Raw genomic sequence first — 14,870 nt, forward strand, 5'->3', positions numbered from 1 at the left:
CCTCCGTGGGAATGTTGGAACCGTGAGCCGCTTCGTTGAAGACATACGCCGGGCACGCCGCGCAGGCCAACTGCCTGAGCGGTTCCGGGCAGCCGATGTGCGCCGTACATGCCCCGGATGGGCCGAGCAGGTGTGTTGTCCCTGCCCACCCGCGCTCGCGTGACTCAGGCTGTGACGCCGACTAGATCTCGCCGTCGTCAAGTGGGTTGGGTGGAGGATCCGTGAGGCCTAGGTGGGTTGCTTTGGTGGCGGCTTGGACTCGGGTTTTCACGGAGAGTTTTTCGAGGATGTGGGTTACGTGGACGCTGGCGGTTTTGGGGCTCATGTAGAGGAGGGCGCCGATCTCGCGGTTTGTGTGGCCGGCTGTGAGCAGGGTCAGGACCTGGCGTTCGCGGTCGGTTAGTTGTGGGTCTGGGGCAGTAGTGGGCGTGGGGCGTTCGGTTGCGGAGTCGCCGAGGTGGAGTCTGGCGGTCTTCGCCAGGGACTGAATCTGGCTTAGCAGGGGTGCGGCGCCGAGGTGTTCGGCGATTTGGTGGGCTGCTTCGAGTTCGGTGGTCGCTTGTTGTCGTGCGCCGGGTTGCTTGCGCTGGGCCAGCAGGGCGCCGGCTGCTCGCAGCCGGGCTTGTGCCTCCCAGTACGGGCGGCCGAGTGAGGCCCATTCGTGGGCGGCGGTGAGCCAGGGGGTTGGGTCGGGTGTGCCGCGGATCCGAGATCGTTCGCCTTCGACGACTGCGGACAAGGCTGCGGCCTCGACCCCGGTTACGGCGCGCGGGAGGAGTTTCACGAGTCGATCGAAGCCATCGGCCGACTGGGCCGCGACCGCTGCTTCCAGACCGATCCGCAGCAGGTGGCCGGACACCAACTCGTCGACGGTAGCGCCGCTGATTTCGGCGGCGTCGAGCGCAAAGGCCAGGGCCTCGTGCGGACGCTGCTGAAGGAGACGTAGCTCGGTCATGACAGCTGCGAAATCGCGTTTCATCATGGGCTGGTCGTCGACCGCGAGCAACTCTTGTCCGCGCAGCAGTTCGACGGCCTTCTGCAGATTCCCTCGCGCCAGGTTGATCCGTGCGAAGTCGATGTCCTTGAACGCCGGACCGGACGGCGGCCGGCCCCTGTCATCCCTGGCCAGTGCTTCGTCCCACCGGCCGAGGACATAGAGCTCACTCACCGCGTTGCTCTCGAGGATGCCCTCGGCCCAATGCTCGTTGACCATCAGGCGCCGTAGCTCGGCCTGGATGGCGTCCACCGTCTCTACCGCATGGCCGGAGTCACCGCGCAATCCGTGCACGTAGGTCAGCGTCATTGCCGCCATAGCCAGATCCTCCGGCTCCTCGAGGTCGCGCGCGATCTGGAGAGCAGCAAGCGTCTGTTCGAGTGCCTGGTCGAGCCGGTCCTCGTCGGCAGCGACCGCGCCCAACTCTCTCAACGCCTGGCCGACCGTTCGGGTGTCGCCGGCCCGGGTCGCGTACTGCAACGCTGCTCGGGCTGCCTCGGCCTGCTCGACCGAGCGGGAATACAAGCTCAGCACCTCCGCGCGCGAGACGCAGACCCGGCCAAGCTTTCGGTCGTCCCCGGCCGGTGCCAGACGCAATGCACGTTCAACGTCCACCATCGCGCCGGCAAGGTCGTCGACCAGGGAGCGCAGCCTGCCCCGCATCAGCAAAGCCTCAAGCATGCCCACTCCGCGATCGGACTCAGTGATCGTCGACTCGAGGAGCGCGAGAGCTTCAGCATGCCGGCCGGTGCCACTCAGCAGTGAGGCCGCTCGCTCGGCGAGCACCAGGCGCTGCGGCGTACGGTCATCCGCCAGGTCCGACGGCTGCCAGAGCGACAAGGCGACGGAGTACCAGTGGCCGGCCTCGGCAAACGCGCACTCTTTCTCGGCGGCTCTGGCCGCGGCAAGCGCCCAGTTGAAGGCCGCATCACGCTCGCCGGCGCGGTCGTACTGCTCAGCGATCTCGGCGAACTCCGTTGCGGTGCCATCGCTCTGACCGCGGCCCGCCAGGTGCTTCGCCAGTCGCGCATGTAGTTCGCGGCGTTCCGCAGAAAGCAACTGGTCGTAGGCGACCTCGGCGATCACCGGGTGTCGCGCTGTAGAGCCGGTCGCCGGATCCCGGATCACGAGTGTGGAGTCGCAGGCCTCTCGTACGGCGTCGGCGGCACCGTTTGCGGCCGCCAGCAGCTCGTCGTCATCGAGAGCGCGAGCGAACGTACCAGTGGCCGCGACGACCAGGCGGGATGCTGGTGAGAGGCGCCGCAGGCGTGCGAGCAGGAGTTGGCGCAGCGATGTCGGTACGGCCAGGTCGCCGCGTACTAGTTCCGCACTCAAATACGGGTTGCCTGCGCTGCGCCGATAAACGGTAGCCACGGTCTCCGCCGTACAGTCCGGCTGGAGTTCGAGCAGTTGGTACGCCGTCTCCTGCTCGGTCAGCCGGCGTAGCGGCAGGTCGACGACGGACGGAGTACGAAGCAGTTCGCCGAGCCAGGTCGAGCGGTCGGGATGGGCGGTTTCGTCGCGCCAGGTCAGCACGACCAGCAACCGTCGATCGGGCAGGTTGCGCGTCAGGTGAGCGAGGAAGTCGAGCGTCGACCAATCCGCCCAGTGGACGTCGTCGACCAGCAGGATGGTGCCTTCGGCGGAATCGCTGTCGAGTACGCCTGTCAGGGTCTGAATGGACCATGCCCGGGCCGCCGCGGCCGACGGGAACTCGGTACGATCTGCGGATCGGCTCAGGGCCGCCGTCACCGTTGCGCCGAGGCCGCTGTAAGCGGTCGCACCGGACATCGGAGCGCAAGCGCCGCGAAGGATTCGCAGTCCGCTGGCGGAGTACTCGTCGAGAACGGATCGGACGAGCACCGTCTTGCCGATACCCGCCTCACCTCGAACCACCACAGCCGCCGAGCGCTCGGGCAGACCCGCAATCAGTTCTCGCAGAACCGCGGCCTCGGTCTCGCGCCCGACCAGCAAGCCGGTCATACCTCATCATGCGCCCGTCATCACCGGGTGGCCATAGACCGCCGCTAAGGCACAGCCGGTCCAGGCTGCAGCGGTATAAGGAGAACGACGGCAGAGGTGTGCGCAAGTGCCCGATGTCGGCGGCACTCCTTATCCCGAACAGTCATTGGCATGTCCGACCAACGAAGGAGTGGACTCCAATGGCCATCAAGACCATCAGCAGAATCGGCGTCATCGCAGCAACCGTCGGAATCGCCGGCTTCCCGTTGACCATCACGGCACCGGCACACGCCATCAACAAACCCGACCCCGGCGGCAGCTCCGCCTTCACCGAACCGGAGCTCGTTCCCACGGCCGGCGAAACCGAACCGGACCTGACACAACTCGGCGCCGGAACACTTGGCGGAATCGCGATCACCGTAGCGGGATACACCGTGGCTGCACGACGCCGTGATGACAAGCCAGGCCAACGCCTGAAGTCCAAAGCCTGACGTTGCCAGTACTTGGCGCCGATAAAGAGTTTGGGGCGGGTGGAGGCTGGGTTAGCCTGCGGGAATGGTGGAGGCGGAGATCGACGAGGTCGCTGGGGAGACCGGGTTTTCGGGGGTTGTGTGGGTTGATCGGGGCGGTGAGATCGAGTTCGCCAAGGCTTATGGGTTGGCTAACCGGGCCTATCAGGTTGCCAACACTGTGGATACCCGGTTTGGGATTGCTAGTGGGAGTAAGGGGTTCACTGCTCTGGCGGTGGTTTCGTTGGTGCGGGAGGGGGTGTTGGGGCTGGGGACTACCGCTCGGTCGTTGCTGGGTGGGGATCTGCCGTTGATTGCGGATGACGTGACGGTTGAGCATCTGCTGACGCATACGTCGGGTATCGGGGACTATCTGGATGAAGAGGCCGGCGGGGAGATCACGGACTACTTTGTCGGTGCGGCGCACGAGTTGACGACGACTGAGGCGTTTTTGCCGTTGTTGGAGGGGCATCCGGCCAAGTTCAAGGCCGGGGAGCGGTTCTCCTACTGCAATGGTGGGTTTGTGGTGTTGGCGTTGCTGGCGGAGCGGGCCGCTGGGGTGGGGTATCACGAGTTGGTCAGGGAGCGGGTGCTAGGGCCGGCGGGGATGGCGAGGACGGATTTTCTCAGGGGGGATGAGCTGCCGGGGGATGCGGCTGTGGGGTATTTGCCGATCGAGGGGGTGGATCGGTCGAATGTGTTTCATTTGCCGGTGATGGCGTCGGGGGACGGCGGGATCCACAGCACGGCGGAGGATATTTCCAAGTTTTGGCGGGCGTTGTTTGCGGGGGCGATCGTGGGCGCGGTTGACGAGGTTGTGCGGCCGCGGGTGGATCTGCCTGAGCAAGGCAGGCGGTACGGGCTCGGGTTCTGGCTGGACGAGAGGACCGACACCGTGATGCTGGTCGGATCCGATGCGGGCGTTTCGTTCAAGTCGGCGCATGATCCGCGGACGGGGACGACCAGGACGGTGCTGTCGAATACCTCGCCGGGGGCCTGGCCGATCGCCCGTGTCCTCAACTCCTGAGGGTCAGGCGCGTTATCGCCAGATGGTGACGGCTAGGTCGAGGGACCAGATGATGGTCTAGCTTGAGCCGGGTGAATATGCGGCAGGTGGTTGTGGGCGGGATGCTGTGCCTTGCGCTGGTCGGATGTGCGGAGAAGAAGGCTGACCCCGTACCTCTGCCGCGGAGTACCGTTTCGGGAGTTGATCCGGCCGTGGACAAGGCTGCTGTGAGGCAGGCGTTCACTACCTACCAGAAGGCCTTGCTGGCCAAGGACGGCAAGACTGCTGCGTCGATGTTGACCGCCGATACGATCGCGTACTACGCGGCGCTCAAGAAGCTGGCCTTGACGGCGAAGGAGCCGTATCTGCGGCGGGCCCGGGTCAGCGATCAGGTGGCGGTGCTCAGCCTGCGGGCCAGCGTGTCGGCCGACGACATCCGGCGGTGGTCGGCGACCGAGCTGGCAGCCGATGGCGTCCGGCGGGGTGAGCTCAACACCAGCGCGATCGGACGGATGACCGTCGCCGACGTGAACCTCTCGGTCGACACCGCGAGCGTGACGGTGCGGATGGACGGCCAGACGAACCCGTTCGCCCTCACCTTCTGGCGTGAGGGCGGGCGGTGGAAGTTCCGGATGATCCCGCTGCTCGAAGCGATCGAGACCGCGACGAGGGCGCAGGTGAAGAAGCTGCACCTCACCGATCGCCAGTACGTCGACCAGACGATGGCGACCAGAGTGACCTCCCCTGACGAGCTCGCCGCGCTCTGGGTCCCGGCCGGCTGAGGCCGGCCCCGGGCCGGTTGATCGACCCCGGGGCCGGGCTGTTATTCGCCGTACGGTGGCGGGTTGAACTGGGTTGGCAGGCCCCAGGTGAAGAGGACGGCGTCGGGGAAGGTCGACTTGACCTTGCCTAGGTTCTTGATGACCGTTTTGGGGCCGTTGGCGTGGCCTACGGCGTACAGGTAGCCGGACTTGGTGTTCTTGTCGATGGCGAGCAGGACTACGCCGGTGTTGCCGCAGCGGGTGGCTTGGAGGGATTCGAAGGTTTGCCAACTGGAGTTGCGGACTATTTTGAGGACCGGCTTCAAAGCTGGGGTGGTGGGGATGTGGATGGTGTAGAGGCGGCCGTTGGTCGTGTTGGCCAGGAAGGTGTCGTAGGTCTTCGTCTGGCTGATCAGGGCCAGTGATTTGAAGCTGGCGTAGCCCTTTGCGGTGCCGGTTTTGTGCCAGACCTGTTTGTTGTCCACGGACCAGCGCGCGAGCGTGCCGTCGTTGTGGATGGCGTACTGCGTCGTACGCCGGTAGCTGCCCAGCCAAAGGTCCGAGCTTTCGAAGATCCGGTACTTCGCCCAGCCGCTGCCGACCTTGCCGATGTAGGAGCTGTTGGGGTTGCCGTCGAGATCCGCGTAGTACTTGATCTGCATCATGTCGTTGCCGAAGACCAGGTAGCCGAAGCGGCCCGAGCCGTCCTCGTAGTCACCGTCGTAGTTCATCGACGCGAGCCGGACGTTCTTCCCCGCAAAGAGTTTGTTCGACTCGAGCCGGTTGACGTCGAGCCCGGGCGGCGTCGTCGCGACATGGTTCTGCACGCGCACGGCGCCGGTCGACGTGATCGCCCCGGACCTCAACTCGCACGCTTCGGTGGTACCGGTGGTCGTCGCGCCGCTCGGTAGCGACGCGACGGCCGTCAGCGCAACGGCTCCCAGCAGGGTCGGTAGGAGTTTCTTCATCACAGTTCCCCCAGAAGAATCGGCGTTCAGTACTCACCATGACGCTGCGATGGAAGTACTGGATGCCTGATTCCCTAAAGGGACAAGAAGCTTGCCTATGCGTCGGTGACCGCGAGCAGTTCCTCCAGGCCGGCCCGGGTCATCGGGTGGGTCAGGAGGTCCAGGGTGCCGCGTTCGGTGGTGTCGGCTTGGTCGGCGTCGGTGGGGTTGATGGATTCGCAGATGCAGTTGTAGGTCCAGTTGAGCCAGCCGCTGGCTGCTACCGCGAAGGAGGAGAGGCTTAGTTTCGGCCAGGTGCCGGCGGCGTCGAGGTAGCCGTCCCGGAAGGCGATTGCCGCCTTTTCGTTGAAGGTGGGGCGGAGGGTCCATTGGCCTAGGGCGGCGCCGATTTCCAGAGCAGGGGTCAGGGAGCCGGCGAAGTCCCATTCGGTGACGATGAGTTCGTCGTGGTGGCCGATGCGGACGTGTTCGGGGATGAGGTTGCTGTTGCAGAGGATGAAGTCGGCGGGGTCGGCGTCGAGTTCGATGCGGTTGAGATCTGCTAATGATGGAAGGGATTCGGCCAGTAGGTCGGCCCAGGGTTTTTGCGCGGCGCGGGCTCGGTCGAGCAAACCCGACCAGTCGGCGGTGGACTTGCGGGTGGTCAGGTACCAGCTCATCGGGGACTCGCTCGGGATGGCGAGCGAGTGCAGGAGCCCGTACGTCGTACCGACCTGGCGCGCGACCGCTGACGGCGTCGGGAGTACTGGTGTCGGGCCGACTTCGAGCCACTCGTGGACTCGCCAGTTCTGGCCTTGCACCGGCTCGATCAAAGAGCCGCCTGGGCTGCGTACCGGCGTCGGCGCGGAGACTCCCACGGCGACGGCGGCATCACGGAGGCGCGAACCTATCTCGGCTTGCGAGGCGGTGATCCAGTCGTAGACGGTGACCGCCAGCCAGCGGCCGCGGTCGGTGGTGATGGACCAGCAGCGGCCCATCGGCGTGAACGACACCGGCGACGGCGCCCCGGCGACAGTCCCCAGGCCGAAGGCGGTGGCGAGCGCCTCCGCAAGACCTGCAGGAGCAACTGGTACTGCGGCCGCCCGGCGCTCGGCCTCGGACTTCAGTTCGGCCCAGTCCCGCATCCCGTACTCCGCGGCGAGCGCCCGCTGAGCGTCGGCGAGCGACGCCCCCGGACTCGATTCGCGGAGCGCGGCCAAGAGGTCTTTCGCCTCTTTGCGCAGGAACCCCAGGCTCGGCTTGTCAGGCAGAAATCTCACAGCGTGTCCTCTCGCGCCCGGACTCGCACGGGCCACAAGGAGCACGATGCCCTGGCCGATGAGTGGAGAACGGGGTGGCTTCCAGCCTTCCGGCGAGTCTCGACGCGGCCCCAACCACGCTCCCCGAGACGCTATCCGAACCGATCCGGCCGGGTCAACGGCTGTCAGCGGGTCGTGAACTGCCCGATGATCAGGTCGGTCAGGGCGGTGGTCGCTTCGCCGGCGGTCGCCCGGTGGTGGGTCAGCTCGGTGGCCAGGGCTTCCGCGGCGCCGAGGAGGGCGGTGCAGCGGAGCTGGAGGGCTGCGGGAGGTAGTACGGAGTACGGGGTGAGCGCCTTGGCCATCGTGGTGGTGTAGGCGGCGAGCAGTTCGTGCTGGGTCGGCTCGAGCTCCGGGTTGCCCTTCAGCGCCGCCGAGAGTGGGGCGAATTCGGGGAGGTCCAGGGTGCAGGCGAAGTACGAGGCACTGATGACGGAAGCGATCGCGTCGATCGTGGCGGGGGCGTCGCGGATCGCGTCTTCGAGAGCCAGGCGGTGGCGTTCGTCGAGGTCGCGGTAGAGGGCCAGCAGCAGACCCGCGCGGGTGCCGAAGTGGTCGTAGACGATCGGCCGGCTGACGCCGGCGGCCTCCGCGAGGGTGACCAGGGTCAGCCCGTCGACGCCGCGCGTGCGGACCAGCCCGAGCGCCACCTCGAGCAGTTGCTCCCGCCTGGCCGTCTTGGTCAACCGCGTGTTCACAGGCCCTCCTTGCTTCCGGCCTCCACTCTAAGCTACAAAGTGTAGGTTACAAAATGTAGCTACGAGTGGAGGCAACAGATGAAACCGGTACTCATCCTCGGCGGCTCAGGTCAGGCAGGATCCGGAACGGCCAGACTGCTCCGGCGATGGCACCCCGGCCTGGCATTGACGATCGCCGGTCGCGATCTCGGCCGCGCCCAACGCGTCGCCGACGAGCTCGGCAATGCGACCGCCGTCACCGTCGACCTGCACAACCTGGAGTTCGCGACCGAGCACTCGGCGGTGGTCGCGTTGCTGCGTGACGATCGGTTCGACGGTCTGCGGTACGCCCAGGACAACGCGATCCCGTACTTCAGCATCTCCAGCGGGCCGATGGAGATCGCCCCGGAAGTCGCCGCCGTGGCCCATCGCCCGAACACGTCCGCGGTCATGCTCGCCAGCCACTTCTTCGCCGGCACCGTCGCGCTCGCAACCCTCCAGGCGGCTGGGCGGTTCGGGCAGGTGGACAGCATCCACATCGGCGCGATCCAGGACGAGCAGGACATCGGAGGCCCCGCAGCACTGGCCGATCTGGAGCGCTGGGCAACAGCCAGCTCGGCTGGACTCGTACGCCGCGACGGCGTCTTCACCTGGCTGGCCGACGCTCCCCCGGTCGAGATCCAGCGCGCCGACGGCACCACGATCCCCGCCCAAACGGTCTCCGGCCTCGACATCCCCGGCCTCGCCTTCGCCACCGGCGCCGCCAACGTCCAACTCGACTTCGCCGTCAGCACCGAGCCCGGCCAGCCGCTCACCGAAGTACGCATAGCTCTCGAAGGAACAGACCCAGCCGGTACGCCGATGCGCACCACCCACTCCCTCATCAACCAATCCGGCCAACGCCCCCTGACCGCCCTAGGCATAGCCCTGGGCGTCGAACACCTACTAGGCCTCCGCGGCGCCCCACCCCAGCCAGGCATCCACACCCCCGAGTCCCTGATCGACCCGACCTACGCCACAACCCGCCTCGCACAGGTCGGCGCCTATTTCACCGAACTGGAATCTGCTACGACTGTTTGATGGCGGACGAGGAGCGCGGCGGCAAGACCCCGGAGGAACCGCTCCCGGACGGCTGGATCACGCCGCCGCCGACCCCGGCCCAGACCTCAAGCCGGTTGCTGGGCGAGTGGATCAGAGCCCACTTCGGCGACACCGCCGGCTGCGTTCGGAGTCACCGTGATCGCGAGGACCTGATGATCTACTGGAAGGGCGAGGCTCCGGCCGAGTTGCACCGGCTGGCGGCCGAACAGCCGGTGCCGGTGACGTTCGAGCAGGCTGCCTTCTCGCTGGGCGAGTTGATGCCGATCGCCCGGCGGTTGATGACGGATCACCGGGCGATCCTGGAATCGACTGGGCCGACCGAGGATCTCTCGGGGGTGAGTGTCCGGTTGAAGGATGACGCACCGGCGGCGACAGCGGTGGAGGCGCTGATTGCGGATGCCGGAGTGCCTGTGGTTATCGACAAGCCACGGTGGCGGTAGCGGGTGGGTTCCGCGCGTTAGTACCGAGTGTCTGTTCTGCTGTGCTACGACTGCCTAATGGCGGAGCGCGAGGGTGACGGGCGGCACTTGTTGGCGGATGTGCCGGGGTCTGGGGCGGGGGGTGAGGGTGGGGGCGAGAGTCTGACGACGGTGTTGGTTGCCTTTGGGGCCAATGTGTTGATCGCGATCGCCAAGTCGGTGGCTGCGTTGGCTACGGGGTCGGCTTCGATTCTGGCGGAGGCGGCGCACTCGTGGGCCGATGCGGGGAACGAGGTCTTCTTGCTGATCGCCAATCGGCAGGCGCACAAGCCGGCTGATGAGTTGCATCCGTTGGGACATGGGCGTGAGGCGTACGTGTGGTCGTTGTTCGCCGCACTCGGGTTGTTCGTGGCGGGTGCGGCGGTGTCGATCACGCACGGGGTCCAGGAGTTGATCACGCCGGAGCCGGCGGGACACTTCGTGATCGGGTACGTCGTACTGGCCGTCTCCTTCGTTCTCGAAGGGATCTCGTTCGCGCAGTCGACCCGGCAGGCCAAGGGTGAGGCCGCCACGCTCGACCGCGACCTCATCGAGCACGTGCTCGCCACCTCCGACCCGACCCTGCGCGCGGTGTTCGTCGAGGACGCCGCCGCACTGGGCGGGTTGGTCATCGCGGCCGCCGGCCTGTTCGCGCACCAAGTGACCGGCTCGGCGATCCCAGACGCCGTCGGCTCGATCCTCGTCGGCCTGCTGCTGGCCTGGGTCGCCCTGCTCCTGATCAACCGCAACCGCCGATTCCTGGTCGGCCAGGAAGCCGATCCGAAGGTCCGCCAAGCCGCCCTGCAAGCCATCCTCGCCGCCCCGGAAGTTGCCCGGGTCACCTATCTCCGCCTCGAGATCGTCGGCCCCCGGATGATCTCGGTCATCGGCGACGTAGACCTCACCGGCGACGACACCGAATCCCACGTCGCCGTCCGCCTCCGCGCCCTCGAAGCCAAAATCAGCGCCTCCCCCGCGGTAGCCGGAGCAATCCTCAGCCTCTCCGCCCCCGACGAACCCACCCTGAGTGTCTGACCCCAAGGCAGCGCTACCACCGGGCGCGGAGATCCTCGCAGCCGAGCAACTCACCGGAGGCTTCGCGAACACCACCTGGCTGGTGAAGCTGGCCGACAAAACAGTGGTCGTCAAAACAGGCGACGCCGATTTCGCCACAGAAGCCAAAGGCCTCGCCGTACTACGAGCCGAAGGCCTCCGTACCCCCGACGTCATCACGGTCACCGCCAACGCGCTGACCCTGGAAGCCCTGAACCCGACCACGCCCGACTCCGACGAGTTCTGGGAAACCGCCGGCAGAGCCATCGCCACCCTGCACACGAAGACATCCCCAAGACACGGCTGGCCCGAAGACGGCTGGCTCGGCCGCCTCCCCCAGGAGAACAGCTGGGACTCCAACGGCCACCGCTTCTTCGCCACCAGACGAGTACTGCGCTATCTCCGCGAACCCAAGACCCAAGAAGCACTCACCCCCGCCGATCGAGCCGACATCGAACGGCTCTGCGCCCGCTTCGACGAACTACTCCCCCATGCACCCGCCGTCCTGACGCACGGCGACCTCTGGAAGGCCAATGTCATCGCCACCCGCGACGGCCGACCGGCGTTCATCGACCCGGCCGTGAGCTGGACCTGGGCCGAGGTCGACCTCAGCATGATGTTCTGCTCCGGCGGAGTACCGGACCGCTTCTTCGCCGCGTACCACGAAGTCCACCCGCCCGAGCCCGGCTGGCGGGAGCGGATGCGGTTGCTGAACCTCCGCGAACTGCTGAGCGTCGTCGCTCATTTCGGCCCAACCGGCGATTACGTCGAGCAGATCCGAGCCGTCGTCAGGGCCTATCGGTAGGGATCCTCGACCGGGAGCCAGCAGGCGGAGAGGTCGGCGCAGAGGGGTGGGACGTCGTCGGTCAGGGCGTGGATGGTGGATTGGACTGCGGCCCGCGGGTCCGATTGGCGGGATAGGAGAGACCAGGTCCAGTACGGCGCAGGGTCGGTGACCTGGCGTTCCGTCAGATCGGGTGGGGTCGGGGTGGTGGTGCGCTTCGGGTTGTTGAGGACCGGGCGGCGGAGGCGGCGGACGTGTTCGTGGAACGCCGGTCCGGTCATTCCGCCGTCGTCGACGTACTCGAGTCGTGCTCCGGTCGCCCGCGCGAGTTCCTCCGCGTAGTCGTTCCATGAGGACCAGGTCGCGATGTCGGAGTCGACCAGGATGATGACGTCCTTGGCGAGCACCGGCGAATCGTCGGGGCCGGGCGATACGGCGTACAGGCGGTCGGCGCCGAGGAAGCGCGCCTCGAGTTTGAGCTCGGCCAGCGCGGAGGTCTTGATCCAGGCGATCGCCAGGTCGACGCTGCCGTCGGCTACCCGGGCGGCCTGGGTATGCGACGGCAGGACCCATGCGTCGAGGCGGAGGCGGGCGATGCCGGAGACGCGGGTGATCAGGTCCGGCGGGTGCCAGCTGACGTAGCCGAGGCGGACCGGTTCGGCCTTCGAGAGCCCGGCGGCTGAGCGGCGCAGCTCGTCGGCCTGGTTCAGGAGGTCGCGGGCGGGACCGAGCAGGGCCTCGCCGGAGGCCGTCAACGTGACCGAGCGGCGGTCGCGGTCGAACAGCCGGATGCCGAGGTCGCGTTCGAGCGCCTTGATCTGCTGCGACAGCGACGGGCCGGCGATGTGCAGGGTGGCGGCAGCGCGGCCGAAGTTCAGCTCCTCGGCCACCGCGACGAAGTACCGCAGCTGTCGCAGTTCCATTCCCCGATCGTAGGCGCAGCCTCCCAGCAGAGAGCCAACAAGTCGTGGAAAGGCGGTCCGTGCCGAGCCACCATCAAGTCACGGAGAACGATCGCTCTCCCTCCTGAAGAGACAGAAAGAAGAACAAGCTGTGAGTACCCAGAAAGTAGCTGTCGTCACCGGCGCATCGCAGGGCTTCGGCGCGGGGCTGGTGACCGCCTATCGCAAGCTCGGGTACGCCGTGGTCGCGAACTCGCGCTCCATCCAGCCCTCCGACGACCCGCTGGTCCTGACCGTGGCCGGCGACATCGCCACCCCGGGCGTCGGCAACCGGATCATCGAGCAGGGGCTGGCCGAGTTCGGCCGGATCGACACCGTGATCAACAACGCCGGCGTCTTCGTCGCCAAGCCCTTCACCGACTACACCGACGAGGAGTTCGACCTGGTCACCGGCGTGAACCTGCGCGGCTTCTTCGAGTTGACCCGGCGCGCGGTCGAGGCGATGCTCGCCACCGGCGACGGCGGCCACATCGTCAACATCTCGACGGCGCTGGTCGACCACGCCAACTCGAACGTGCCGTCCGCGCTCGCTTCGCTGACCAAGGGCGGGCTCAACGCGGTGACCAAGTCGCTGGCGATCGAGTACGCCACCCGCGGGATCCGCGTCAACACGGTCGCTCCCGGCATCATGCGGACGCCGATGCACCCGGAGGAGACTCACGAAGTACTGGCGAGCCTGCACCCGGTCGGCCGGATGGGCGAGATCTCCGACGTGGTCGGAGCCGTCACCTACCTCGAAGAGGCGCCGTTCGTCACCGGCACGATTCTCTACGTCGACGGCGGACAGAGCGCGGGCCACTGATGAAGGCGGGCCAGGTGGGCGCGGCATTGGCGGTGGGGATGGGAGTCGGGCGGTTCGTCTACACCCCGATCCTGCCGCTGATGCAGGCACAGGCAGGGATGTCGGCGCGGACCGGCGCCCACCTGGCGACCGCCAACTACATCGGCTACCTGATCGGCGCCCTCGCGGCGATCGTGGCGCCCATCCTGGCCCGCTCCCAGCCGGTACTTCGGTTGTCGCTGCTGACTCTGATCGCAACACTCGCCCTGATGCCGGCCGGCGGATGGGTCGCGCTGAGGTTGCTGGCGGGAATCGCCAGTGCGCTGATCTTCGTCATCGCCGTCAGCGCACTGCTCGCGAGTCCGGCCAAGCACCTGGTCGGTTGGGCGTTCGGCGGGATCGGAGCGGGGATCGCGTTGTCGGGGGCCGCAGTACTGATCCTCCGTACGACCGGAACCTGGCAAGACGCCTGGTGGACGGCAGCTGCCTTGGCGACCGTACTGGCGATCCCGGCCTGGAGACTCCAGACAGCAAGTCCATCAAGGCAGCCCGAGAAAGGCACCAACCAGACCAGCAAATGGTTCGGGACGTTGCTGGCCAGCTACACCCTCGAAGGCGTCGGCTACGTCATCGCCGGGACCTTCTTGGTTGCCGCGATCAACCAAACGTCGACCGGCTGGCTCGGCGGTGCCGCGTGGGTCCTGGTCGGCCTCGCCGCAGTACCGTCCACCGCACTGTGGGCGACCCTCGGCCGCACCTGGTCGCGCCCTACCCTCCTATTCACGGCCCTGGTCTTGCAGGCGATGGGCCTGACCCTCCCCGCACTGACCGGCGGAATTGCTCCAGCTCTCATCTCAGCAATCCTCTTCGGCGCAACGTTCCTCGGCATCTGCAGCATGGCCCTCGCGATCGGCGAGCACCTCCAGATCCCCAAGGCCGTCGCCATCCTCACCACCGGCTACGGCGTCGGGCAGATCATCGGCCCGCTCGCCGTGACCCCCCTTCTCCACAACGGCTACCACCAGGCGCTACTCATCGGCGCCGCCATCGTCACACTGGCAGCACTCGCTGCCGGCGTCCTCGTCAAGGAGCTTCAACCATGAACACCACCACCATCCTCACCACGGTCCTCGACGCCTGGAAGGCCGGCGTCGATGCCCACGACCCAGAGGCCGTCGCCGACGTCTTCACGGCCGACGCCATCTTCCAAGGCCTGCACCCCTACAGCATCGGCCCCACCGGCGTAGCCGAGTACTACGCCTCACAACCCTTAGGCATGAAGGCCGACTACAAGATCCTCGAGTCCCGCCAACTGACCGACGACCTGGTCCTCGGCTACCTCAAGGTCGCCTTTTCCTTCACCGACCGCCCCACCCTGGAGGTCTTCCTCAGCATCCTTGCCCAGGACAACGACAACACCTGGAAGATCGCCCACTACCAGGTCTCCAAACTCGGATAGGCAGGGGCTTCTGTCCCGGACGACAGGACATAGTGGCCGTCAACTAGTGCACCTGAGCGCGCGGCCGTCGTTGCATACACCGTCTCGGAGTGCACTA

The 14,870-nt window shown here is 66.7% G+C and carries 15 protein-coding genes; 10 read left to right on the forward strand and 5 right to left on the reverse strand.

The window, feature by feature from the left end; translation table 11 throughout:
* Window positions 1-181: 181 nt before the first annotated feature.
* Window positions 182-2,977, reverse strand: coding sequence for a helix-turn-helix transcriptional regulator (locus tag ABD116_RS16950; protein ID WP_343970331.1), 2,796 nt, complete (start codon window positions 2,975-2,977; stop codon window positions 182-184).
* 179 nt (window positions 2,978-3,156) lie between these two features.
* On the opposite strand from ABD116_RS16950, the gene ABD116_RS16955 reads away from it, so the two are divergent.
* From ABD116_RS16955 to ABD116_RS16965, 3 genes are all read left to right on the forward strand, one after another.
* The gene (locus tag ABD116_RS16955; RefSeq protein ID WP_343970335.1) at window positions 3,157-3,447 is read left to right on the forward strand and encodes a hypothetical protein; all 291 of its coding nucleotides are present in this window, start codon (window positions 3,157-3,159) and stop codon (window positions 3,445-3,447) included.
* Window positions 3,448-3,511: 64 nt separating this feature from the next.
* Window positions 3,512-4,492 carry a serine hydrolase domain-containing protein gene (locus ABD116_RS16960; RefSeq protein ID WP_343970337.1) on the forward strand — a complete coding sequence of 327 codons (981 nt, stop codon included), beginning with the start codon at window positions 3,512-3,514 and terminating at the stop codon, window positions 4,490-4,492.
* Between the two features lie 71 nt (window positions 4,493-4,563).
* Window positions 4,564-5,253 (forward strand): hypothetical protein, encoded by a 690-nt coding sequence (locus ABD116_RS16965; protein WP_343970340.1) that lies wholly within the window; start codon window positions 4,564-4,566, stop codon window positions 5,251-5,253.
* A 41-nt stretch (window positions 5,254-5,294) separates the two neighbouring features.
* On the opposite strand, the gene ABD116_RS16970 is transcribed toward ABD116_RS16965, so the two are convergent.
* From ABD116_RS16970 to ABD116_RS16980, 3 genes are all read right to left on the reverse strand, one after another.
* Entirely contained in the window at window positions 5,295-6,200 is a 906-nt protein-coding gene (locus tag ABD116_RS16970; protein ID WP_343970343.1) for a hypothetical protein, read from the reverse strand.
* 95 nt (window positions 6,201-6,295) lie between these two features.
* Window positions 6,296-7,459 (reverse strand): aminoglycoside phosphotransferase/kinase family protein, encoded by a 1,164-nt coding sequence (locus ABD116_RS16975; protein WP_343970346.1) that lies wholly within the window; start codon window positions 7,457-7,459, stop codon window positions 6,296-6,298.
* Window positions 7,460-7,623: 164 nt separating this feature from the next.
* The gene (locus ABD116_RS16980) at window positions 7,624-8,196 is read right to left on the reverse strand and encodes a TetR/AcrR family transcriptional regulator (RefSeq protein WP_343970349.1); all 573 of its coding nucleotides are present in this window, start codon (window positions 8,194-8,196) and stop codon (window positions 7,624-7,626) included.
* A gap of 78 nt (window positions 8,197-8,274) precedes the next feature.
* Between ABD116_RS16980 and ABD116_RS16985 the strand changes: the two genes are divergently transcribed.
* From ABD116_RS16985 to ABD116_RS17000, 4 genes are all read left to right on the forward strand, one after another.
* Window positions 8,275-9,255 (forward strand): saccharopine dehydrogenase family protein, encoded by a 981-nt coding sequence (locus ABD116_RS16985; protein ID WP_343970351.1) that lies wholly within the window; start codon window positions 8,275-8,277, stop codon window positions 9,253-9,255.
* Window positions 9,255-9,716: a hypothetical protein gene (locus ABD116_RS16990; RefSeq protein WP_343970354.1), complete on the forward strand. Its 462-nt coding sequence runs from the start codon at window positions 9,255-9,257 to the stop codon at window positions 9,714-9,716. Before ABD116_RS16985 ends, ABD116_RS16990 begins: the two co-directional genes overlap by 1 nt.
* A gap of 150 nt (window positions 9,717-9,866) precedes the next feature.
* Window positions 9,867-10,769, forward strand: coding sequence for a cation diffusion facilitator family transporter (locus ABD116_RS16995; protein ID WP_343970357.1), 903 nt, complete (start codon window positions 9,867-9,869; stop codon window positions 10,767-10,769).
* Window positions 10,762-11,592 (forward strand): fructosamine kinase family protein, encoded by an 831-nt coding sequence (locus ABD116_RS17000; protein ID WP_343970360.1) that lies wholly within the window; start codon window positions 10,762-10,764, stop codon window positions 11,590-11,592. The genes ABD116_RS16995 and ABD116_RS17000 overlap by 8 nt, the downstream gene beginning before the upstream one ends.
* Here ABD116_RS17000 and ABD116_RS17005 read toward each other — a convergent pair.
* Complete coding sequence (locus ABD116_RS17005; RefSeq protein WP_343970363.1) at window positions 11,583-12,494, reverse strand: LysR family transcriptional regulator; 912 nt, start codon at window positions 12,492-12,494, stop codon at window positions 11,583-11,585. The two genes, ABD116_RS17000 and ABD116_RS17005, sit on opposite strands and share 10 nt — an antisense overlap.
* A 130-nt stretch (window positions 12,495-12,624) precedes the next feature.
* Between ABD116_RS17005 and ABD116_RS17010 the strand changes: the two genes are divergently transcribed.
* From ABD116_RS17010 to ABD116_RS17020, 3 genes are read left to right on the forward strand one after another with little or no spacing between them, the layout of a single operon-like run.
* Window positions 12,625-13,335: an SDR family NAD(P)-dependent oxidoreductase gene (locus ABD116_RS17010; protein WP_343970366.1), complete on the forward strand. Its 711-nt coding sequence runs from the start codon at window positions 12,625-12,627 to the stop codon at window positions 13,333-13,335.
* A 14-nt stretch (window positions 13,336-13,349) separates the two neighbouring features.
* Window positions 13,350-14,417, forward strand: coding sequence for a YbfB/YjiJ family MFS transporter (locus tag ABD116_RS17015; protein WP_343970369.1), 1,068 nt, complete (start codon window positions 13,350-13,352; stop codon window positions 14,415-14,417).
* Window positions 14,414-14,773, forward strand: coding sequence for an SgcJ/EcaC family oxidoreductase (locus tag ABD116_RS17020; protein WP_343970372.1), 360 nt, complete (start codon window positions 14,414-14,416; stop codon window positions 14,771-14,773). The genes ABD116_RS17015 and ABD116_RS17020 overlap by 4 nt, the downstream gene beginning before the upstream one ends.
* Window positions 14,774-14,870 lie beyond the last annotated feature (97 nt).

It is taken from the genome of Kribbella koreensis (assembly GCF_039525325.1).
Lineage (GTDB): Bacteria > Actinomycetota > Actinomycetes > Propionibacteriales > Kribbellaceae > Kribbella > Kribbella koreensis.

What these genes read in the sequence shown, in the direction of transcription:
- ABD116_RS16950 (WP_343970331.1), bottom strand. Translation starts at nt 2,977, where the DNA reads ATGACCGGCTTGCTGGTCGGGCGCGAGACCGAGGCCGCGGTTCTGCGA.
- ABD116_RS16955 (WP_343970335.1), top strand. Translation starts at nt 3,157, where the DNA reads ATGGCCATCAAGACCATCAGCAGAATCGGCGTCATCGCAGCAACCGTC.
- ABD116_RS16960 (WP_343970337.1), top strand. Translation starts at nt 3,512, where the DNA reads ATGGTGGAGGCGGAGATCGACGAGGTCGCTGGGGAGACCGGGTTTTCG.
- ABD116_RS16970 (WP_343970343.1), bottom strand. Translation starts at nt 6,200, where the DNA reads ATGAAGAAACTCCTACCGACCCTGCTGGGAGCCGTTGCGCTGACGGCC.
- ABD116_RS16985 (WP_343970351.1), top strand. Translation starts at nt 8,275, where the DNA reads ATGAAACCGGTACTCATCCTCGGCGGCTCAGGTCAGGCAGGATCCGGA.
- ABD116_RS16990 (WP_343970354.1), top strand. Translation starts at nt 9,255, where the DNA reads ATGGCGGACGAGGAGCGCGGCGGCAAGACCCCGGAGGAACCGCTCCCG.
- ABD116_RS17005 (WP_343970363.1), bottom strand. Translation starts at nt 12,494, where the DNA reads ATGGAACTGCGACAGCTGCGGTACTTCGTCGCGGTGGCCGAGGAGCTG.
- ABD116_RS17020 (WP_343970372.1), top strand. Translation starts at nt 14,414, where the DNA reads ATGAACACCACCACCATCCTCACCACGGTCCTCGACGCCTGGAAGGCC.